This is a genomic window from Pseudomonas sp. XS1P51 (assembly GCF_054897845.1).
In genome coordinates this window covers 3,505,388-3,526,741 of record NZ_CM142707.1, presented here as the reverse complement: position 1 = coordinate 3,526,741, position 21,354 = coordinate 3,505,388, and the positions used below count along the sequence as shown (strand labels likewise).

General features: G+C 60.4%; 19 protein-coding genes. 11 read left to right on the top strand and 8 right to left on the bottom strand.

The window, feature by feature from the left end; genetic code table 11:
* Positions 1–175: 175 nt before the first annotated feature.
* Positions 176–1,072, top strand: a complete 897-nt coding sequence (locus ACYZUD_RS16340; RefSeq protein ID WP_462024914.1) for an NAD(P)-dependent oxidoreductase — start codon at positions 176–178, stop codon at positions 1,070–1,072.
* Here ACYZUD_RS16340 and ACYZUD_RS16335 read toward each other — a convergent pair.
* A complete protein-coding gene (locus ACYZUD_RS16335; protein WP_462024913.1) occupies positions 963–3,245 on the bottom strand; it encodes a putative bifunctional diguanylate cyclase/phosphodiesterase in 2,283 nt (760 codons plus the stop codon). The two genes, ACYZUD_RS16340 and ACYZUD_RS16335, sit on opposite strands and share 110 nt — an antisense overlap.
* Positions 3,246–3,391: 146 nt before the next feature.
* Positions 3,392–3,757 (bottom strand): YkgJ family cysteine cluster protein, encoded by a 366-nt coding sequence (locus ACYZUD_RS16330; protein ID WP_462024912.1) that lies wholly within the window; start codon positions 3,755–3,757, stop codon positions 3,392–3,394.
* 247 nt (positions 3,758–4,004) lie between these two features.
* On the opposite strand from ACYZUD_RS16330, the gene ACYZUD_RS16325 reads away from it, so the two are divergent.
* Entirely contained in the window at positions 4,005–5,354 is a 1,350-nt protein-coding gene (locus ACYZUD_RS16325; protein ID WP_462024911.1) for a spinster family MFS transporter, read from the top strand.
* 168 nt (positions 5,355–5,522) lie between these two features.
* Here the strand turns inward: ACYZUD_RS16325 and rapA are convergent, their stop codons facing one another.
* Positions 5,523–8,369 (bottom strand): RNA polymerase-associated protein RapA, encoded by a 2,847-nt coding sequence (gene rapA / locus ACYZUD_RS16320; RefSeq protein ID WP_462024910.1) that lies wholly within the window; start codon positions 8,367–8,369, stop codon positions 5,523–5,525.
* 251 nt (positions 8,370–8,620) lie between these two features.
* On the opposite strand from rapA, the gene ACYZUD_RS16315 reads away from it, so the two are divergent.
* Complete coding sequence (locus ACYZUD_RS16315) at positions 8,621–8,962, top strand: aspartate-semialdehyde dehydrogenase (protein WP_462024909.1); 342 nt, start codon at positions 8,621–8,623, stop codon at positions 8,960–8,962.
* Here the strand turns inward: ACYZUD_RS16315 and ACYZUD_RS16310 are convergent.
* From ACYZUD_RS16310 to ACYZUD_RS16300, 3 genes are all read right to left on the bottom strand, one after another.
* On the bottom strand, positions 8,959–10,146 hold the full coding sequence (locus ACYZUD_RS16310; protein WP_462024908.1) for an aminotransferase class V-fold PLP-dependent enzyme: 1,188 nt from the start codon (positions 10,144–10,146) through the stop codon (positions 8,959–8,961). The genes ACYZUD_RS16315 and ACYZUD_RS16310 overlap by 4 nt on opposite strands.
* Complete coding sequence (locus ACYZUD_RS16305; RefSeq protein WP_462024907.1) at positions 10,143–10,613, bottom strand: RidA family protein; 471 nt, start codon at positions 10,611–10,613, stop codon at positions 10,143–10,145. The genes ACYZUD_RS16310 and ACYZUD_RS16305 overlap by 4 nt, the downstream gene beginning before the upstream one ends.
* 87 nt (positions 10,614–10,700) lie before the next feature.
* Positions 10,701–11,573, bottom strand: coding sequence for a LysR substrate-binding domain-containing protein (locus ACYZUD_RS16300; RefSeq protein WP_462024906.1), 873 nt, complete (start codon positions 11,571–11,573; stop codon positions 10,701–10,703).
* 185 nt (positions 11,574–11,758) lie between these two features.
* Between ACYZUD_RS16300 and ACYZUD_RS16295 the strand changes: the two genes are divergently transcribed.
* Positions 11,759–11,920, top strand: a complete 162-nt coding sequence (locus tag ACYZUD_RS16295) for a hypothetical protein (RefSeq protein ID WP_462024905.1) — start codon at positions 11,759–11,761, stop codon at positions 11,918–11,920.
* Positions 11,921–12,063: 143 nt separating this feature from the next.
* Complete coding sequence (gene ccoM, locus ACYZUD_RS16290) at positions 12,064–12,177, top strand: cytochrome c oxidase subunit CcoM (protein ID WP_318183103.1); 114 nt, start codon at positions 12,064–12,066, stop codon at positions 12,175–12,177.
* A gap of 266 nt (positions 12,178–12,443) precedes the next feature.
* Here the strand turns inward: ccoM and ACYZUD_RS16285 are convergent, their stop codons facing one another.
* Both ACYZUD_RS16285 and ACYZUD_RS16280 read right to left on the bottom strand, forming a co-directional pair.
* Positions 12,444–13,919 (bottom strand): inorganic phosphate transporter, encoded by a 1,476-nt coding sequence (locus tag ACYZUD_RS16285; RefSeq protein ID WP_462024904.1) that lies wholly within the window; start codon positions 13,917–13,919, stop codon positions 12,444–12,446.
* Between the two features lie 378 nt (positions 13,920–14,297).
* Complete coding sequence (locus ACYZUD_RS16280) at positions 14,298–14,498, bottom strand: hypothetical protein (RefSeq protein WP_007935837.1); 201 nt, start codon at positions 14,496–14,498, stop codon at positions 14,298–14,300.
* Positions 14,499–15,183: 685 nt separating this feature from the next.
* Between ACYZUD_RS16280 and pcaR the strand changes: the two genes are divergently transcribed.
* The 6 genes from pcaR (at position 15,184) to pcaH (ending at position 21,353) form a co-directional block, all read left to right on the top strand.
* Positions 15,184–16,026, top strand: a complete 843-nt coding sequence (pcaR, locus tag ACYZUD_RS16275; RefSeq protein ID WP_008074568.1) for a pca regulon transcriptional regulator PcaR — start codon at positions 15,184–15,186, stop codon at positions 16,024–16,026.
* 127 nt (positions 16,027–16,153) lie between these two features.
* A complete protein-coding gene (locus ACYZUD_RS16270; protein WP_462024903.1) occupies positions 16,154–17,500 on the top strand; it encodes an aromatic acid/H+ symport family MFS transporter in 1,347 nt (448 codons plus the stop codon).
* Between the two features lie 272 nt (positions 17,501–17,772).
* Positions 17,773–18,630 (top strand): CoA transferase subunit A, encoded by an 858-nt coding sequence (locus ACYZUD_RS16265; RefSeq protein ID WP_462024902.1) that lies wholly within the window; start codon positions 17,773–17,775, stop codon positions 18,628–18,630.
* On the top strand, positions 18,630–19,409 hold the full coding sequence (locus ACYZUD_RS16260) for a CoA-transferase subunit beta (RefSeq protein ID WP_462024901.1): 780 nt from the start codon (positions 18,630–18,632) through the stop codon (positions 19,407–19,409). Before ACYZUD_RS16265 ends, ACYZUD_RS16260 begins: the two co-directional genes overlap by 1 nt.
* Positions 19,406–20,611: a 3-oxoadipyl-CoA thiolase gene (gene pcaF, locus ACYZUD_RS16255; protein WP_462025051.1), complete on the top strand. Its 1,206-nt coding sequence runs from the start codon at positions 19,406–19,408 to the stop codon at positions 20,609–20,611. The genes ACYZUD_RS16260 and pcaF overlap by 4 nt, the downstream gene beginning before the upstream one ends.
* A 37-nt stretch (positions 20,612–20,648) precedes the next feature.
* Positions 20,649–21,353, top strand: a complete 705-nt coding sequence (pcaH, locus tag ACYZUD_RS16250) for a protocatechuate 3,4-dioxygenase subunit beta (RefSeq protein WP_462024900.1) — start codon at positions 20,649–20,651, stop codon at positions 21,351–21,353.
* Position 21,354 lies beyond the last annotated feature (1 nt).

Below are 21,354 nucleotides of genomic sequence, written 5' to 3'. Positions count from 1 at the left end.
TGGTCGGGCGACAAGCTGTCGTCGAACCATCACGGAATGGGAACTCGCGTCTTTTATCAGCGCGTATTTAGCCCAAGCGTCAGTGCCTTGGCCTGAGCGTCGCTCGGGGGAATCCTTTCCTAAGTCATGATGAATCGGCCAATATTCACGGATCTTTAATGAAAAAGAAGGCTAAATGATGTCAACGCCACCTTCGTTGGGGTTTGCCGGGATCGGCCTGATGGGCCTGCCAATGTGCCGGCGCCTGCTGGCGGCGGGCTATCCGCTGACCGTATGGAACCGCAACCCGGCCAAGTGCGCGCCACTGGTTGAGGCTGGCGCGCGACAAGTTGCCGCGCCGGCCGAACTGTGCCAGCACGCCGACATGGTGATGTTGTGTCTGGCGGACACGTCGGTGGTGCGAGAGGTGGTGTTTGGCACAGCAGGCATCGCCGAAGGGGCGAAAAAAGGTCAATTGCTGGTGGATTTTTCCAGCCTGGAACCGACCGCGACGCGGGAAATGGCCGCAGAACTTGTCGGCAAAACCGGTATGAGCTGGCTGGATGCGCCGGTATCCGGTGGGGTTGTCGGTGCCGAGGCCGGTAGCCTGGCCATTATGGTGGGCGGCGAATCAGCGGACCTCGAACGGGTCAGGCCGGTACTGCTGAGCCTCGGCCAGCGAGTGACGCACATGGGCGCCGTTGGGGCGGGGCAGGTGACCAAGGCTTGCAATCAGATGATCGTCGCCTGCAACGCGCTGGTGATCGCCGAAGTTGTGGCGTTGGCCGAACGTTCCGGTGTTGACGCCAGCCTGATCGCCGAAGCCCTGGCCGGTGGTTTTGCCGATTCCAGACCCTTGCAGATCCTGGCGCCGCAAATGGCCGACAGTCGTTTCGAACCGGTGAAATGGCACGTACGGACGCTGCTCAAGGATCTCGACACGGCGGTGAAATTTTCCCGTGAACAGGGCTCGGCCACGCCGATCAGTGGATTGGCCGCACAGCTGATGCGACTGCATGGGAGCCAGGGCTTCCTGGAAAAAGATCCGTCGACGTTAGTGCGGTTGTACCGCGAGCCAGGCTCAACGGACTGACGCTGTGCGAGTGTTTGCGCTGGTTGATTTCGTTCAGCACCGGACGCAATTCAGCCAGCGGTACCGGACGACTGAGCAGGTAGCCCTGAACGAAATCACAGCCGTGGCGCTCGAGAAAATCGTATTGCTCGAAGGTTTCCACACCTTCGGTGACGACCTGCAAATGCAGGGTGTGGGCCATGACGATGATCGCCTGAACGATCTCCATGTCCTGGGTGGCCTTGGGAATGTCCTGGATAAACGAGCGGTCGATCTTCAGCGTGTTCAGCGGCAGGCGCTTGAGGTAGGCCAAGGATGAATAACCGGTGCCGAAGTCATCGATCGACAGCGACACGCCGAGGGCACGAATCTGGCGCAACAGCACCAGCGTATGGGCGAGGTTGTCCATCAGCGCGTTTTCGGTCACTTCCAGTTCCAGCCGCTGCGGCGCCACCCCGGCGACCCGCAGTGCGTGTTCGATTTCGTCGGCCAGTTCTTCTCGCGCCAGGTTCAGGGGCGAGCAGTTCACGGCGATCTTGAGGTCTTCGCAGCCCTGGCGCGACAACTCGCCCAAATCCTCGCACGCTTTGCGCAGCACCCAATTGTCCAGTTCGGCAATCAGCCCGTTGGCCTCGGCGATAGCAATGAACCGTTCCGGTGTCAGCAAGCCGTGGACCGGATGTTGCCAGCGAACCAGCGCTTCAAGCTTGCTGACCTGACCGGTTTTCAGGTCATAGATTGGCTGGTAACAGAGCATCAATCCGGTGTTTTCACGCAGGGCGTGGCGCAGTTCTTCTTCGAGTTGCAGCTCAAGCGTGGCGCGGGTTTTCAGGTTTGAACTGAAGAAGTTCAGGCCGTTACGGCCGCTGCCTTTGGACTGATACAGCGCCAGGTCGGCGTTTTTCAGCAGTTCTTCACAGGTTTTGCCGTCTTCTGGAAACAGGCTGATGCCGATGCTGGTGGTCATGACCATGCGTCGCCCGGACAGCTCGATGGGCTCCTTCATTTTCAGCATGATGCGCTGGGCCATGTGTCGCGCCTCTTCGCGATCGTGCAGGCCGATGAGGATGCAGAACTCGTCGCCGCCGAAGCGCGCCACCACGTCTTCGTGGCTGCGCACCGCGCCCTTGATGTGGCTGGCCAGGACTTTGAGCAATTCGTCGCCGGCGTCATGGCCAAGGCTGTCGTTAATTCGCTTGAAATGGTCGATGTCCAGGAACAGCACCGCCAGCCTGCCGCCTTCATTGGTCTTCTCGATGAGCTTCTCGGCGAAGATCTGATTGAAGCCGCGACGGTTGATCAGGTTGGTCAAGGCATCGTAATGCGCCACCTGTTGCAACGACATGCGCGCCTGGTCCAGCTGACTGAGCAGGGCGTTGACCCGTTGCAGATCGCGCTCCTTGTTTTGCAGTTTTTTGTCCGCCAGTGCCGCACTGACGCTGCTGCCGATGATCAGCAGCGTCATGACCGCGACGGTCAGCCCCAGTTGCAGGTGATTGTTTTCGCCGGGCAGGGTCTGCAGGCTGCCGGTGGGCAGCACCAGGTTGAAAGCGGCCATGCCGGTGAAGTGCATGCTGATAATGCCTGCCCCAAGCACCAGGCTGGCGCTGTATTTGAGCAGTTGATGGAGCAGGCCGGTGCCCTCGCGCAGATGACTCGACAGCAACAGGGCGGCGAGGCTGGCGCCAATGGCGATCACGATGGAGAGAGCGAACAGCGTGGGTTGGTAGTAGGTCAACGCGTTTGAACGCATCGCCGTCATGCCCACGTAATGCATGGCGGCGATGCCCAGCCCTATGCAGATCGAAGCCTGGAGGTATTGCCGGAAGTTCAGGCGAGGATGGCTGAGGGTGTGCATCGTCAGCCACGAGGCGAGCAGGGCGATCAACAGAGAGATAAGCGTGATGGGCAGTTCGTAATGAATCTCGACAGGCACCTGAAACGCCAGCATGCCAATGAAATGCATGGCCCAGATACCGCCCGCCAGGCATCCGGCACCGACCCAGCGCCATAGCCGTTGAGAGGAGGCTTTTTCCGCATGGCCGACCCGCTCGGCCATGTCCAGTGTGGCAAAGCTGCCTGCACAGGCGACCAGGTAGGCCAGCAGCACCAGAAAAGGGTCATATGTGTGATTGAGTATTACCTGCCCGCTCACTGGTAGCTCGGTAATGAAATGCAAACCAAGCCACTCCATAGCATGCCCCGTCTGATCATCCTGGCTGACGCCATAAATGCTGGCGAATGCTTTGGAGTATAGAGGGCATACCAAGAGCGCAAGCGGTAGTGGCACATTGGTGTCAATGATTTTGGTATTAGTGCGATAGCGATTGGCGATAAGCCTTAGGCGATCTGCTCATATGGCATTTCGATCTCGGGTTGCAGGGCTGGCAACCCGAACGCTGCCCTGGCCGCATCGCAATCCACGTTCGCCTCGCCATTGGCCCAGGAGGCGTCGAACTCTCGGCAGGTGCTGGAGCGCTGGTCGTAAATCGAGCACTGTACGGTACTGCCCACTTCGCCGACCAGCCCGATGCAGCGGGTGGGTTTGCAGTCTGTGCCGAGCATGGCGACGCGACTGGGGCTGATGGGCTCGACAAGCTCGTCGGGCACCGTCCCCCCGGCCGAGGTGCACTCACCCCAGAAAAAAGACACGCGAAAATGAGAACAGCAGGCACCGCAATTCAGACACGGACTGGCTTCGGACATGGGCGATAGTCAAAGGAGGAATGGGGGACACGGTAGGGCGGACAAGGCCGCTATTCTAGGCTTCGCATCGGGCTTTGGAAGAGGGGGCGAAAGGTATTTTCGGGCACAAGCGACAACCGGTGGGAGCCGAGCTTGCGATGGGTTGATATCAGCCTTACGAATAATTACAGACAGCTGCCGCGCGCCTGACTAGATTGCAGGTTCCGGGGACAGTGACGCCCCAAAAACAATAAAAAGAGACGGACCCATGCAGAACTCGACCCAAGCGGCGAATGCCTGGCGCATTCTGTTCCTGTTGTTCCTGGCCAACCTGTTCAACTTTTTCGACCGCACCATCCCGGCCATCATCATCGAACCGATCCGCATGGAATGGCACCTCAGTGACTTTCAGCTGGGGATCATCGGAACGGCTTTCACCATCGTCTACGCGATTGCCGGCCTGCCCCTGGGGCGGATGGCCGATACCGGTTCGCGCAGCAAATTGATGGGTTGGGGGCTGGCGGCGTGGAGCGGCCTGACCGCGGTCAACGGGATGGTGGGCAGTTTCTGGGCGTTCCTGATCGTGCGCATGGGCATCGGCATTGGTGAAGCCAGTTACGCACCGGCCGCCAACTCGCTGATCGGCGACCTGTTTCCGGCCCACCGCCGCGCGCGGGCGATGGGCATTTTCATGCTCGGTCTGCCGCTGGGCTTGCTGCTGGCGTTCTTTACCATCGGTGCGATGGTCAAGGCCTTCGACAGCTGGCGCGCGCCGTTCTTCATCGCCGCGGTACCGGGGCTGATCCTGGCCGTCTTCATGTTCTACATCAAGGAACCGAAACGCGGCGCCGCGGAAAGCGTGCAAGTCTCGCAGGAACGCGTAGACCGGCCGATTCGCCGGGTATTGGCGGTACCGACGTTCCTGTGGCTGGTGATGGCGGGGCTGTGTTTCAACTTCGCGACCTATGCCTGTAACTCGTTTCTGGTGCCGATGCTGCAGCGCTATTTCCTGATGCCGTTGCAGGAAGCCGCAGTGGCGACCGGGGTGATCGTCGGTGTGACCGGGTTGTTCGGCCTGACGTTGGGGGGCTGGGTCGCGGACAAGATTCACCAGCGGGTGGCCAATGGGCGACTGCTGTTTGCGGCGTTCAGCCTGATCATCTCGACGGTGTGCACCGCTTGGGCGTTGCATGCCGGGCGGATCGAGATCGGGGTGTTTGTCGCGGTGTTCAGTCTGGGCTGGTTGTTTGCCTACAACTTCTATACCTGTGTGTACACGGCGATTCAGGACGTGGTCGAGCCACGCCTGCGGGCGACGGCCATGGCGCTTTTCTTTGCCGGGTTGTATTTGCTGGGCGGTGGGTTGGGGCCGGTGGTGGTGGGCGCTCTGTCCGATCACTTTGCCCATACGGCCATGCTGGAGGCCGGCGCCGAGCAAATGACCGAGGCGTTCAAGGCGGTCGGGTTGCATGACGCGATGTACCTGATCCCGGTGGCGCTGTTCCTGACGATGGTGTTTCTGTTCCTGGCTTCGCGGTGTTTTGTGAAGGATGCGAAGCGGATGAAAGAGGGGCTGGTGGCAGTGGGTGAGCCTGGGGTTGCAGCGGCAACAGCTTAAGATCAAAAGATCGCAGCCTTCGGCAGCTCCTACAGGTGCGCGCGATCCAAATGTAGGAGCTGCCGAAGGCTGCGATCTTGGCGTCATCGCTATCGCCGCATACCTATAGAATGCAAGAAGGCCCGCATCACTGCGGGCCTTCTTGTTTCTAACCGTGGAGCAGGGTGCTTAACCCGCCACCAACACCCGAATCGCTTCCAGTCGCAGCGCAGCCTTGTCGAGCATGGCCAAACCTTGCTCGCGCTGCTTGCGCAGGGCAACCAGCTCGCTGTCGCGCACAGTCGGGTTGACCGCTTGCAACGCGGTCAGGCGTGCCAGTTCTTCATCGGTATCGGCGGCCAGGCGACGCTGCGCCTCAGCCACACGCTCGGCGTGGCGCGGGAAGATTTTCTCTTCGCCTGCGTTGATCCGTGGCGTCAGCTGATCGCGCTGGGCCTGGACGAACTTGTTGGCGCTGGCACGCGGCACGCTTTCCAGTTGATCGTTCAAGGTTTCGAACGACACCCGGCCCGACAGGTCGTTGCCATTGGCATCGAGCAGGCAGCGCAGGGCGGCCGGCGGCAGGTAACGGCCCAGTTGCAGCGAGCGCGGCGCAACCACTTCACTGACGTAAAGCAGTTCCAGCAACACGGTGCCAGGCTTCAGCGCCTTGTTCTTGATCAGTGCCACGGCGGTGTTGCCCATGGAGCCGGACAAGACCAGGTCCATGCCGCCCTGAACCATCGGGTGCTCCCAGGTGATGAACTGCATGTCTTCGCGAGACAGCGCCTGGTTGCGGTCGTACGTGATGGTCACGCCTTCGTCGTCGCCCAGCGGGAAGCTGGCGTCGAGCATTTTTTCGCTCGGTTTGAGGATCAGCGCGTTTTCCGAATGGTCTTCGCTGTCGATGCCGAAGGCGTCGAACAGGGTTTCCATGTAGATCGGCAGCGCGAACTGATCGTCTTGCTCAAGGATGTCCTCAACCAGCGCATCGCCTTCACCGGCACCACCGGAGTTGAGTTCCAGCAAGCGGTCACGGCCGGTGTGCAGCTCGGCTTCCAGACGTTCACGCTCGGCGCGGGCTTCGTCGATCAGCGCTTGCCACTCGCCATCGTCGGCGTTTTCCAACAGCGGCAGCAGGCGCGGGCCGAACTGATGCTGCAAGGCGTTGCCGGTCGGGCAGGTGTTGAGGAACGCGTTCAGGGCTTCGTGGTACCACTGGAACAGACGCTCTTGCGGGCTGGTTTCCAGGTACGGCACGTGCACTTCGATAATGTGCTTCTGGCCTATCCGGTCCAGACGACCGATACGCTGCTCCAGCAGGTCCGGGTGCGATGGCAGATCGAACAGCACCAGGTGATGGGAGAACTGGAAGTTACGACCTTCACTGCCGATTTCCGAGCAGATCAGCACTTGCGCGCCAAATTCTTCGTCGGCGAAGTAGGCGGCGGCGCGGTCACGCTCAAGGATGTTCATGCCTTCGTGGAACACCGTGGCCGGAATACCGGAACGCACGCGCAGGGCATCTTCCAGGTCCATGGCGGTTTCGGCGTGGGCGCAGATCACCAGCACTTTGGTGCGCTTGAGCATCTTCAGCGTATCGATCAGCCACTCGACGCGCGGGTCGAATTTCCACCAGCGTTCTTCTTCGTTGGCGTCCGGCTGGGCCTGGAAGCTGACTTCCGGGTACAACTCGGCGTGATCGCCCAGCGGCAGTTCGAGGTATTCGTCCGGGCACGGCAGCGGGTACGGGTGCAGTTTGCGCTCCGGGAAACCCTGCACGGCGGCGCGGGTGTTGCGGAACAGCACGCGGCCGGTGCCGTGGCGGTCCAGCAGTTCGCGGACCAGGCGGGCACTGGCTTCGGTGTCGCCATCGTTGACCGCAGTCAGCAGGGCTTCACCTTCGTTGCCGAGGAAACCGTGGATGGTCTTGTGCGCTTCAGGGGACAGCCGCCCTTTGTCCAACAGCTCCTGAACGGCTTCGGCCACCGGGCGATAGTTTTCGCTTTCGGCGCGGAAGGCGTGCAGGTCATGGAAACGGTTCGGATCGAGCAGGCGCAGACGCGCGAAGTGGCTGTCCTGGCCCAGTTGTTCCGGGGTCGCGGTCAGCAGCAATACGCCGGGAATGACTTCGGCCAGTTGCTCGACCAGCGAGTACTCGGGGCTGACCTTGTCTTCGTGCCACACCAGGTGGTGCGCTTCGTCGACGACCATCAGGTCCCAGCCGGCCGCGAACAGCGCGTCCTGGGCCTTCTCGTCCTCCACCAGCCACTCCAGGGCAACCAGCGCGAGCTGGGTGTCTTCGAACGGGTTGGCAGCATCGCTTTCGATGAAGCGTTCTTCGTCGAACAGCGCGACTTGCAGGTTGAAGCGGCGGCGCATCTCCACCAGCCACTGGTGCTGCAGGTTCTCCGGCACCAGGATCAGCACACGGTTGGCGCGGCCCGAGAGCAGTTGGCGATGGATCACCAGGCCGGCTTCGATGGTCTTGCCCAGACCCACTTCGTCCGCCAGCAGAACCCGCGGCGCAATGCGGTCGGCGACTTCACGGGCGATGTGTAACTGGTGCGCGATCGGTTGCGCACGCACGCCGCCCAGGCCCCAAAGTGAGGACTGCAACTGGCGGCTGGTGTGTTCCAGGGTGTGATAACGCAGGGAGAACCAGGCCAGCGGGTCGATCTGGCCGGCGAACAGACGGTCGCTGGCCAGACGGAACTGAATGAAGTTCGACAGTTGGGTTTCCGGCAGGGTGACCACTTCGTTCTGCGCGTTGAGGCCGTGGTAAACCAGCAGGCCGTCGACGTCGTCGACTTCCTGTACGGTCAGTTTCCAGCCTTCGAAATGAGTGATCGAGTCACCCGGAGAAAACCGCACACGAGTGAGGGGCGCATTCCGTAGCGCGTACTGGCGAGTGTCGCCAGTGGCCGGATAGAGCACGGTCAACAAGCGGCCGTCCTGTGCCAGAACGGTGCCCAAACCCAGCTCGGCTTCGCTGTCACTGATCCAGCGTTGCCCCGGTTGATACTGCTGCGCCATGCTGCCTGACTCCCACCTTGAAAAAGCGGGCTATCTTAACGGAATCGGGCCCCCAGACCAAAAGGTTTACGGCGTAGGAGCTGCCGAAGGCTGCGGTCTTTTGATCTGGGGGAACGCTTGAGCTCAGCGTTGTCCGATAAAGATGACAGCCTTCGGCAGCTCCTACAGTGCCAATCGGGTCACAGTTTGCGACCGATGGCTCAAGTCGCCATCCCCGCAGCCGACAGCCTGCTGACAGGAGACAAATAATTATGCTGCCACCGATGCTCCCCTTGAGTGCCGTGCCGATCACCTCACAGCAGGACCCGATCCGCCAGCGCCCGGATATTCCGCCCGTTGTGTCGGTGCAGGAAAGCTCCAACGAAAGCACCATCGACCTGCAGCAGCGCGATCCGGAAGAGGCGGCTTTTCAGCTGCGCGAGGAACAGCGTCGCAAGCAGGAGCGGGAAAGGCGTCGCCGTGAAGCCGATGAAGATCCTGAAGAACACCTGGCGATTCCCGGTCATGAGCTCAACGCCGACAACACCGTGCCGGTAGCGCCGTTGATGGAAGATCAGCCGCGTCAGGGTTTGTGGGTCGACATTCAGATTTAGCCTTTGTTGGCGGACAACTCGTTGAGGGCGTTCAGCAATACCTCCATTTCTTCTTCGGTGTTGAGGTAGCTGACCGCTATCCGCGCGATGCTCTCCAGCCCACGGGCCTGCATGTCCAGCGGCGTATAAGGCACGCCATTGGCGCCGATGTTGATCCCTCGCAGTGACAGCCGCTGCTTCAAGTCAAAACTGTCCCAACCCTTGAGCGTGAACGCGATCAGCCCCGATTGCAGGTTCGTCGGACCAAGGTTGTGGAACTCCAGCCCGCAGACCGTCCCCAGGCGCTCTCGCAGACGTCGGCACAACCCATCGATGCGCTGACGAATACGGGTTGCACCCAACCGGTTGAACTCCTCCAGCGCATTGGCCAAACCGGCCAGCAACGCCACCGACACTTCACTGGTTTCGAACCGCCGCGCATCATTGCGCAGCGGGAAGCCTTCGCCATCCCAGGGCGCGGACAGTACGTCCAGTTGGCCGGGGACGAGTCGTTCGAGAAACCCCGGTTTGATGTACATCAGCGCCGTACCTCGCGGGCCGCGGAGGAATTTTCGCCCGGCACCCTTGAGCACATCGCAGTTCAACGCCTGCACATCGCAGGGCAATTGCCCCAGTGCCTGGCCAGCGTCGATGAAGTAGGGAATGCCGTGCGCTTGCGCCACGGCGCCGATGGCCTCGGCCGGGTTGATCAGGCCGCTGTTGGCCGGGAGCCAGGTCAACGAGATCAGCTTCACCTTCGGGTCAATCATTTGCTTGAGGGCGGTCACGGAGATGGCGCCTGTCTCATCGCAGGGGATCACCTCCAGACGCGCCCCGGCGCTGACCTCCCGGGCGATGCAGGCCAGATTACCGCCCCACTCATGGCGCCCGACCAGAATCCGGTCGCCGTTCTGCCACGGTCCCAATGCATTAAATGCCATGCCCCAGGCCGCGGAACCACTGCTGGCGAAGGCGATGGCGTCGGGCTCGGCATTAAGCAAGGTGGCCGCCGCGTTTCGGGCTCGGGCCTGCACGCTCTGATCGGCGGCTTCCATCGGGCCAGTGGTGGCTTCGCGCCGCAATTGTTCGATCATCGCGTCGAGGGTGGCCTGGCTGGGCAGCGAGGCGCCGGCGTGGTTGAAGTGAATCACGCTGGCGCAACCCGGTGTTGCTGCCCGCAAACGCTCCACTTCGGCGGAGTTCATGGCTGAAGCTCGAAGATCGCGTCGATCTCCACCGCCACGCCGGCCGGCAGGCTGGACACGCCCACGGCAGTGCGCACATGCCGGCCTTTCTCGCCGAGGGCATTGACCAGCAGATTGGACGCTCCGTTGGCGACCGCACCTTGGCGCTGGAAGTCCGGAGCGCTGGCAATGAACACACCGAGGCGGATGATGCGCCCCAGTTTCGACAGGTCATCGCCGAGGGCGTCGCTCAATTGCGCAAGCAGACTCAGTGCGGCGAGTTCGGCGGCGCTGGCCCCTTCTTCCTCGGAGATCGATTCGCCCAGGCGGCCGATGAAGGCCGGTTTACCGTCCAGCAACGGGATCTGCCCGGAAATGAACAACTGGTTCTGGCTGACGACGTGGTTGACGTAATTGGCGATCGGCTGGCTCGGAGTCGGCAGCGTCAGGCCAAGTTGCTGGAGGCGGTGGGTGAGTGAGTCGGTCATGGTGAGTCCTCCTGAATGAGGCTTCAGCATGTGGGGGCCTGAGTGGTGCGACAAACGGATAGATTTAATCCGACGTATTCAAATAGCTCATGCGTCGGCCATTTCATACAACCATTGGCTGAAACATTCTGCCGCATGGCTGGGTGGGCGGTCGGGCGTGACCAGCCAATAACCGATCTCGCTGATGAACGGCGGGGTGTCGAAGGCTTCTACCAGCGCGCCTTCCTTGAGCCGGCGTTCGATCAACTGATGACGACCCATGGCGATGCCCTGGCCGGCCACGGCGGCTTCGACGACGATGTTGTAGTCGTGAAGCATCACGCTGGGGTAGTGAGCAAGGTCGATGCCGTTGTGCGCGCTCCAGTCTGTCCACTCGAACGGTTGATGGGACTTGGCCATGAGCAGCGGGCCTTTTTCGACTCCTTGCGCTTTGAAGGCCGGGCTGCAAACGGGCGTCAGCTTTTCCCCCATGAAGCGCCGCGCCTGGACTTTGGGCCAGCCGCCCTTGCCATAACGGATCGCCAGGTCCACTTCGCCGCCGCTGACATCGGCCAGTTGCACCGAAGGCAGCAGTTCTACATGGATGTGCGGGTGGCGCGTGTTGAAACCGGCCAGGCGCGGTGCCAGCCACAGGGTGGCGAACGATGCGAGGAGGCCGATGCGCAGGGTGGTTTCCTGCTGATCATTAACCCGCAGTTCGCGGGTGGCCAAAGCGATGGATTCCAGGGCGGGTTGAATCTGCCGGTAGTAGGTTTCGCCTGCAGGCGTCAGATCGATGGCCCGGGTACGGCGGATAAACAGACGCTGGTTGAGGAACTGCTCGAGTTTCTGTATCTGATGGCTGATTGCGCTTTGGGTCACCGACAGCTCATCGGCGGCCTTGATGAAGCTCAAATGACGAGCCACGGCCTCGAAGGCGCGCAGGGCCATCAAGGGTGGAAGATCCTGGTGCAATTCCACGGTGGGGGTCCTTTGGGTCCATCGCAACGTCGCGATTGTGCGGTGAAAAAACGGCTTGAGTACATATTTTGTTAAGCCGCCGTTGCGCGGGTGGCTGGTCAGCGCCGGCGCCAGACCGCATTATTGGCGCAATCCTGCCGAGCGATGCGGCAGTTGAACTTCACACACGCGATGTACTGAACACCATGAGCCAAGACGACAAGCTGATCGACCTCAACTCCGAACGCGCCAAGCGGGTTCATGACCTCAACGAAAAGCGCCTGAATGAAGTGCGCCATGCGTTTGAGCAGGCGATGCCGTTGGGTAAAGCGAAAAAGAAGCCGAAGAGCAAACCGAAAAAACGTTAAACCCCCCGCATCCATTGATGCAGATCAGTTTTCCCCCTCCTTTGCGCCCAGTCTTGGGCGATATTGATCCCGGTCAATTTTATCTCCTGCCTGATTGGTTAACTTAGCCCCATCGCAACAGGGCAAGAGCAGGAGACCAGGTCATGTTTCTCGACAACGTGGTGATCGCCGGAGTGCTGACAGTTGGCCTCATGGTTCTGTTTTTCGCAGGGTTTGGATTCTTCATCTGGAAAGATTCACATAAGCGCAAACCGTAGAACTTTCTGGAAGCAATGAGCACGCAAGGCATTTTGGGCAACTTCGGTTACCCTTTTTTTTGCCTGCAAAAATCTATTGTTGTATGCAGACCACTGTGGGAGCGAGCCTGCTCGCGATAGCGGTTAATCGGTCGACATTTTCATCGCGCCGAACTCCGTCATCGCGAGCAGGCTCGCTCCCACATTTGTTTTGTGGTGCCAGGAAGATCACGGCCATAAAAAAGGCGCGAACCTTACGGAACGCGCCTTTTTTGTGCGGCGGTGTATCAGCTGGCGAGTGCTTTCGATGCCAGCCAGAACAGGCCAGCCGACAGAGCCACGGTCGCCGGCAGGGTCAGGACCCAGGCCAGCAGGATGGTTCTGACAGTGCCGCCTTGCAGGCCGCTCTTGTTGGCGACCATGGTGCCGGCCACGCCTGAGGACAGGACATGAGTAGTGGAAACCGGCAGGCTGAAGATGTTGGCCATGCCGATCAGGCTCGCGGTGGTGATCTGTGCCGACATGCCTTGGGAGTAAGTCATGCCTTGCTTGCCGATCTTCTCGCCGATGGTCAGTACCACGCGTTTCCAGCCCACCATGGTGCCCAGGCCCAAGGCCAGTGCAACCGCCAGGATCACCCAGAACGGGGCGTATTCGGTGGTGGTGGTCAGGTCTTTGCGCAGTTTGTCCAGGTCAGCCTTTTCGCGGGCAGCGAGGCCAGGCAACTTGCCGACTTTCTTGGCCGTGTCGTCCAGGCAGAGCAGGTAGCGACGCACTTCGATGCGGCTTTCCGCCGGCAGCGAGTGATAGTCTTCTACACCCTTGAGGGTGCCGAGCAGGGCGGTGATGGTCGGTTCGGTCTGTTGCGGGTTGCAACGGAATTTCTCCGGCAGATCACCTTCCACACTTTTGCCCAGGGCCAGGTATTCACCCAGCGTGTCGGCATTGCGCTTGTAGAACTGGCTCAGGTGCAGGGTCGCATCGCGAGTCCGTTCGATCTGGTAAGTCGTGCTGCCCAGGTCGAGTACGAACTGCGCGGGGACGATACCGATCAGCACCAGCATGATCAGGCCGATACCTTTCTGGCCATCGTTGGAACCGTGCACGAAGCTCACGGCCATGGCCGAAATCACCAGCACCAGGCGGTTCCAGAACGGCGGATGCTTCTTGTCGTCGATCTTGCGGCGTTGTTCCGGTGTCTTGTGCATCTTCGACAGTGGACGCCACCATTTAAGGCCGATCAGTATCAGGGCCGCGACCAGGAAACCCGCCATCGGCGAGAACACCAGGGAGGCACCGATGTCGATCGCTTTCTGCCAGTTCACGCCATCGGCCAACGGAATATCGTTGATCAAGGCGTTGGCCAGGCCGACCCCGAGGATCGAACCGATCAGCGTGTGGGAGCTGGAGGCCGGGATACCGAAGTACCAGGTGCCCAGGTTCCAGGTGATGGCGGCGGCGAGCAGCGAGAACACCATGGCCAGTCCGTGACCGGTGTTCACATTGATCAGCAGTTCTACCGGCAGCAGGTGAACGATGGCATATGCCACGCCGACACCGCCCAGCAGCACGCCGAGAAAGTTGAACACACCGGAAAAGAACACCGCCAGATGAGGCGGCATGGCTTTGGTGTAGATAACAGTGGCAACCGCGTTAGCGGTGTCATGAAAGCCGTTGATGAACTCGAAGGCGAGGACAAAGGCGAGGGCGAGCAAGAGGCTCACAAGCACCCAAGCATCCAGTCCGCTGAATAAATCGATCATGAAGGTTTTCTGACCCGGTCGTAAGGGGGCGCGATTATGCCAGAAAAGACTGAAAATCGATGCACTTGCTGCTCATCGGTAACATTCTTCAACGAATTAGTTTGTAGCAATCCCTCTGGTTCCGGGTTTTGGCCAGGTTTTACAAGTCGTTGAATTTCTTTGGAAAGCCCACGGGCACAAGGGTTTCTCTCGTAAGGCCGAGAGGCTTGAACGCTTGTGTGAAATATCTGAGAAGAGGGTCAGACATGAGCCATTTGCCTCATCCGATCGATGAGGTGGCCGCTGCCCGCTCGTAGCGGGCACGAATGGCAACATCAATGCATCCCGCTTTTAACGGGTGCAGACGCAGGCCCCTTGAAAGGATTCAGGCCGAGGCGGTCAAGGCTCTTCGGCTTTGAGTTCCTTTTCCATCTTCTGCAATTCCTGGGTGAATGCCTGATCCTGAACGGTGGCGCGTTTACGCCAGGGTTTGCGTTCCGGTTCGGGCTGAGCGGCGTAGGTGGTGACTTCCCCGCCGTAAACTTCCTTGTAACGTTGTTCCTGGCGCTCAAGTTCCGCGCGCAGTTCGTCTTTCGTCACAGTGCTACCTGATTGAGTTGAGATTAATCCTGGTGAAACGCGCTGCATCAAATCGATTGACCACGTTCGTCGAAAGGACAAAGCCCGGGAAGGCTTCGTTTTACGGCAGTGCGATCAATACTTCCATGTTGCAGGCGGCCACGGCACCAGAGCAAAACAGCTGACGCAGCATCAGTTTCCTGTTTCAGCGAGCGCGTTGGCGGAGCATATGAAATGAGCGTCAGGCGCTTGCTGCGGGCAGCGGCAATGGATCATCACGCTGCCGGGTGGCGGAATCGGCGAGTAAAAACCGGGTCACCACTGAGTTGCATTATAGCGGTCGATTTGAAGAAGACTATCGCCAAAGAGTTAAAAATGGATCGTGATGTGTGATTGTTTTGTTACTTGCAACTTTTACGGGTAACTATGAGCCCGTGACCCCACTTTGCAGCGATGTCTTTCTGGCGCCATTAAGTCGAACAAGTTACGACAGTACATGGGGGCTTTAAGTCCGGGTTCAAGTGGATGTTAAAAACATGTAGTAGCGGAGGATCGAACAGACCCGATAGCGGGTGGCTGCGAGGGGGCTAATTGCGATTACCGGTCAATGGTTCGATAATCGCACGGTGTTGGCTGCCCCTGGCTTGTGTGCCGCTCCGGGAGCCGCTTGTAATAGCCGCTGATCCGTGTAGGAAAAGGACCTGATATGAACGATCAAATGCGCAATTCCTTCGCTTCAGTGGCGCCGCCCATCGTCGCCTCGCCAGCCAAGCGAATCCAGGCCCTGACCGGCGACCCGGACTTTATGACGTCCCTGGCCCGTGGCCTGGCCGTGGTGCAAGCGTTCCAGGAGCGCAAACGGCACCTGACCATCGCCCAGATCAGCCATCGAACGGAAATTCCCCGCGCCGCTGTGCGACGTTGCCTGCACACGCTGATCAAACTCGGCTACGCCACCACCGACGGCCGCACCTATTCGCTGCTGCCCAAAGTGCTGACCCTTGGCCATGCCTATTTATCGTCAACGCCCTTGGCGGTATCTGCCCAGCCGTATCTGGACCGCATGAGCGAGCAACTCCACGAGGCCTGCAACATGGCTACCCTGGAAGGCGATGACATTTTGTACATCGCCCGCTCCGCCACCACCCAGCGTCTGATTTCCGTCGACCTTTCGGTGGGCGGACGCCTGCCGGCCTATTGCACTTCAATGGGACGGATTCTTCTCGCTGCGCTGGACGACACTTCGCTGCGCGAATACCTCGACCATGCGGAGTTGCAAGCCAAGACCAGTCGTACCTTGCATACCCCCGAGGCGTTGCTCGAATGCCTGCAAGAAGTGCGGCAGCAAGGCTGGTGCATCGTCGATCAGGAACTGGAGCAAGGCCTGCGCTCGATTGCCGTTCCGGTGTACGACGCTTCCGGGCAAGTGGTGGCAGCGCTAAACGTCAGTACCCACGCCGGACGGGTGAGCCGCAACGAGCTGGAGCAACGTTTCCTGCCTGGCCTTCTGAGCGCCAGCCGCGACCTCAGTGCGCAGCTCTTCGCCTAAGCTGTTCGATAACCGCACAGAGTCGCGTTTAGCGAATTGACGCTCTTTCCCCAGGATCACTAATGTCGCGACAGCGTCAGCCTTGGCTGACTCCTGCCCGACTGCGTTCTTGCGTGGAATAAAAATAATGAACCAGCCTCAGTCTGTTGTAGGGAACTGCCTCGACGTGCAGTCCTTCATCAATGCTCAACCCATTTCGCGCTACCAATGGCGGGTGGTGATTCTGTGTTTCCTGATTGTCTTTCTCGATGGCCTCGACACCGCGGCCATGGGCTTCATCGCGCCAGCGCTGTCTCAGGATTGGGGCATCGATCGCGCCAGCCTCGGTCCGGTGATGAGTGCCGCGCTGATCGGCATGGTCTTCGGCGCACTGGGCTCCGGTCCCTTGGCTGACAGGTTCGGGCGAAAAGTCGTACTGGTCGGGGCGGTGTTGTTGTTTGGCGCTTTCAGCCTGGCATCGGCCTACAGCACCAATGTCGATCAATTGCTGGTGCTGCGTTTCCTCACCGGCCTGGGCCTTGGTGCCGGGATGCCGAACGCCACGACGTTGCTGTCGGAATACACCCCCGAGCGCAAGAAATCCCTGCTGGTGACCAGCATGTTCTGTGGTTTCAACCTTGGCATGGCCGGTGGCGGGTTTATCTCGGCCAAGCTGATTCCGGCGTTCGGTTGGCACAGTCTGCTGCTGATCGGCGGGATTCTGCCTTTGATCCTTGCCGTGGTTTTGCTGTTCTGGCTGCCGGAATCGGCGCGTTACCTTGTCGTGCGCAATCGCGGCACGGACAAAGTGCGCAAGACCCTGGCACCGATCGATCCGATCGTCGTCGCTCAGGCTTCAAGCTTCAGCGTGCCGGAACAGAAAACCGTGAAGGCGCGCAACGTGTTCGCGGTGATTTTCTCCGGTACCTACAGCGCCGGCACCTTGTTGCTGTGGCTGACCTACTTCATGGGGCTGGTGATTGTTTACCTGTTGACCAGTTGGCTGCCGACCCTGATGCGTGACAGCGGCGCGAGCATGGAGCAGGCGGCGTTCATCGGCGCGCTGTTCCAGTTCGGCGGGGTATTGAGCGCGGTGGGCGTGGGCTGGGCCATGGACCGGTTCAATCCGCACAAGGTTATCGGCACTTTCTATCTGCTGGCCGGGGTATTTGCCTACGCGGTAGGGCAGAGCCTGGGCAACATCACGCTGTTGGCGACCCTGGTGCTGGTGGCCGGGATGTGTGTCAACGGTGCGCAATCGGCGATGCCTTCGCTGGCGGCGCGGTTTTATCCAACGCAAGGGCGGGCGACCGGTGTGTCGTGGATGTTGGGGATTGGCCGCTTCGGCGCGATCCTCGGCGCGTGGATGGGGGCAACACTGTTGGGCCTGGGCTGGAATTTCGAGCAAGTGCTGACGGCGCTGGTGATTCCGGCGGCCTTGGCGACCACGGCGGTGGTGATCAAGGGCATGGTCAGTCATGCGGATGCGACCTGAGCCGGGTTGAAATGGCGGCTTGGTAGAAAAGATCGCAGCCTTCGGCAGCTCCTACAGGTGTACGCATTCCAAGTAGGAGCTGCCGAAAGCTGCGATCTTTTTGGGGCCGACACAGAACGATAGCCAGACAACAATCTGTTCGATAACCGAACGCTCAGTCGATTATCGGATTGTTTGACGTTTTGCACAGGCTTAACCTTCAGTCATTCCGGCGCTGCGCATCGCGCCTTTTTCTACCACTGTCGGTTCATCACAAAACGGGAGCCTGCCCCATGGCTGAAATCCTTTCGCTGCACGACGCGGTGAAGCAATTCGTTAACGACGGCGATACGGTCGCGCTCGAAGGCTTCACTCACCTGATCCCGACGGCGGCGGGTCACGAAATCATTCGTCAGGGCAAGAAAGATCTGACGCTGGTACGGATGACGCCTGACTTGATCTACGACCAGTTGATCGGTGCCGGTTGTGCCCGCAAGCTGATTTTTTCCTGGGGCGGTAACCCGGGCGTTGGTTCGCTGCACCGTCTACGGGACGCTGTCGAGAAGCAATGGCCACATGCGCTGGAAATCGAAGAACACAGCCATGCGGACCTGGCCAATGCCTACGTCGCTGGCGCTTCCGGCCTACCGTTCGCAGTGCTGCGCGCCTACGCCGGTTCCGACCTGCCGAAGGTCAACCCGTTGATCAAAACCGTCACCTGCCCATTCACCGGCGAAGTGCTGGCGGCCGTGCCCTCGGTACGCCCGGACATCACCGTGATTCACGCACAGAAGGCCGACCGCAAGGGCAACGTGTTGCTCTGGGGCATTCTCGGCGTGCAGAAAGAAGCCGCCCTGGCTGCCAAGCGTTGCATCGTCACCGTCGAAGAAATCGTCGACGACCTCAATGCACCGATGAACGCCTGCGTGCTGCCGACCTGGGCGTTGAGCGCGGTCTGCCACGTCCCTGGCGGTGCGCATCCGTCCTACGCGCACGGTTACACCGAACGCGACAACCGTTTCTATCAAGCCTGGGACCCGATTGCCCGCGACCGTGAAACCTTCACCGCGTGGATCAACGAGTACATCCACGGCTGCGCTGACTTCAGCGAGTTCCAGGCCAAGCTGGCCGATGCTTCGGAGGCCAAGTAATGACTTACACCACGAATGAAATGATGACCGTCGCTGCCGCCCGCCGGCTGAAGAACGGCTCGGTGTGCTTCGTTGGCATCGGCCTGCCGTCGAAAGCCGCCAACCTTGCACGTCTGACTTCCTCGCCAGACGTAGTCCTTATCTACGAATCGGGTCCGATCGGTGCCAAGCCGAGCGTACTGCCGCTGTCGATCGGTGATGGTGAGCTGGCAGAAACGGCTGACACCGTCGTCCCGACCGGTGAGATTTTTCGCTACTGGTTGCAGGGCGGGCGCATCGACGTCGGTTTCCTTGGCGCCGCGCAAGTCGACCGTTTCGGCAATATCAACACCACCGTGGTCGGTGATTACCATCAGCCGAAAGTCCGCCTGCCGGGCGCCGGCGGTGCGCCGGAGATCGCCGGCTCAGCCAAAAGCGTCCTGATCATCCTCAAGCAATCGGCGCGTTCCTTTGTCGACAAACTCGACTTCATCACCTCGGTCGGCCATGGCGAGGGCGGTGATTCACGCAAGCGTCTGGGCCTGCCGGGGGCCGGTCCTGTCGGCATTATTACCGACCTGTGCATCATGGAACCGGAAGCCGACACCCATGAATTCGTGGTCACCGCGCTGCATCCAGGCGTGACCCGCGAGCAAGTGATCGCCGCCACCGGTTGGGCGATTCGCTTCGCCGACACTGTTGAAAACACCGCCGAGCCGACGGTCGTCGAATTGACCGCGCTCAGGGATCTGGAAGCCCGCACCGCGGCAGCCCACGGCCAAGCACCCGGAGAAGCCTGATGCGTGACGTTTATATTTGCGATGCGATTCGCACCCCTATCGGCCGTTTTGGCGGTGGCCTGTCGGCGGTTCGCGCCGACGATCTGGCCGCGGTACCGATCAAAGCCTTGATGGCGCGCAACCCGTCGGTGGACTGGAACGCGGTGGACGAGGTGTTCCTCGGTTGCGCCAACCAGGCCGGCGAAGACAACCGCAACGTGGCACGCATGGCGTTGTTGCTGGCGGGCCTGCCGGAAACCGTTCCGGGCGTCACCCTCAATCGCCTCTGTGCTTCGGGTATGGATGCGATCGGCACTGCATTCCGGGCCATCGCCAGCGGTGAAATGGAGCTGGCGATTGCTGGCGGTGTCGAGTCGATGTCCCGCGCACCGTTCGTGATGGGCAAGGCCGATGCCGCGTTCTCGCGCAACATGAAGCTCGAAGACACCACCATTGGCTGGCGCTTTATCAACCCGTTGATGAAAGCCCAATACGGTGTGGATGCGATGCCGCAGACCGCCGACAACGTGGCTGACGACTACGAAGTTTCCCGCGAGGATCAGGACGCTTTCGCGCTGCGCAGTCAGCAACGGACGGCAGCCGCGCAAGCCGCAGGTTTTTTCGCTGAAGAAATCGTTGAAGTGCGGATTGCCCACAAGAAAGGTGAAAGTGTCGTCAGCCAGGATGAACATCCCCGCGCCGATACCACGCTGGAAACCCTGGCCAAACTGAAACCGGTCAACGGCCCGGATAAAACCGTCACTGCCGGCAATGCTTCCGGTGTGAACGACGGTGCTGCGGCGCTGATCCTGGCCTCGGCCGAAGCGGTGAAGAAACACGGCCTGACTGCCCGCGCCAAAGTGCTGGGTATGGCCAGCGCCGGTGTTGCCCCACGAGTGATGGGGATCGGCCCGGTGCCGGCGGTGCGCAAATTGACCGAACGCCTCGGCCTGGCCGTCAGCGATTTTGACGTGATCGAACTCAACGAAGCGTTTGCCAGCCAGGGTTTGGCGGTGCTGCGTGAACTGGGTCTGGCGGACGACGCGGCCCAGGTCAACCCGAACGGTGGCGCCATTGCCCTGGGGCATCCGTTGGGCATGAGTGGCGCGCGTCTGGTACTGACTGCTTTGCATCATCTGGAAAAGACCGGTGGCAAGAAAGGTCTGGCGACCATGTGCGTCGGCGTCGGCCAGGGTCTGGCCTTGGCGATCGAACGCGTCTGACGTACAGAAGTGACTAATAAGAACTGAGGAATAACCCATGACTGACAAGCCTGGTTACCGCCGCCCACAGGAGGGCACTCAGCCCGAATACCTGCACCCGGCCTATCAATCCACCAACCGTCGCTCGCCGTCCAAGCCGTTGGTGTTTTTGCCGCATTCGTTGTCGGAAATTACCGGCCCGACCATCGGTGCCGAGCTCATTAATGAGAAAGACAACGACCTGACCGCCCAGCACACAGGCGAACCACTGGGTGAGCGCATCATCATTCACGGCCGCGTGCTGGATGAAGACGGACTGCCCGTGCCGGGAATCCTGGTAGAGATCTGGCAGGCCAACGCCGCCGGCCGCTACAATCATGCTCGCGACCTGCACGACGCACCGCTGGACCCGAACTTCACCGGCACCGGCCGCACCGTGACCGACGCCGATGGCTGGTATCAGTTCCAGACCATCAAGCCCGGCGCCTATCCGTGGGGCAACCACCACAACGCCTGGCGCCCGGCGCACATCCATTTCTCACTGTTCGGGCCGAGCATTCTGACGCGGCTGGTCACGCAGATGTATTTCCCGGGCGACCCGTTGCTGGCGTACGACCCGATCTACAACTGCGTACCGGATACGAGCGCCAAAGAGCGCCTGATCGCCCGTTTCGACCTGGAAAAAACCATCCCTTCCTATGCCCTCGGTTATCGCTGGGACATCGTTTTGCGCGGCCGCGAAGCCACGCCGATGGAGAAATAAG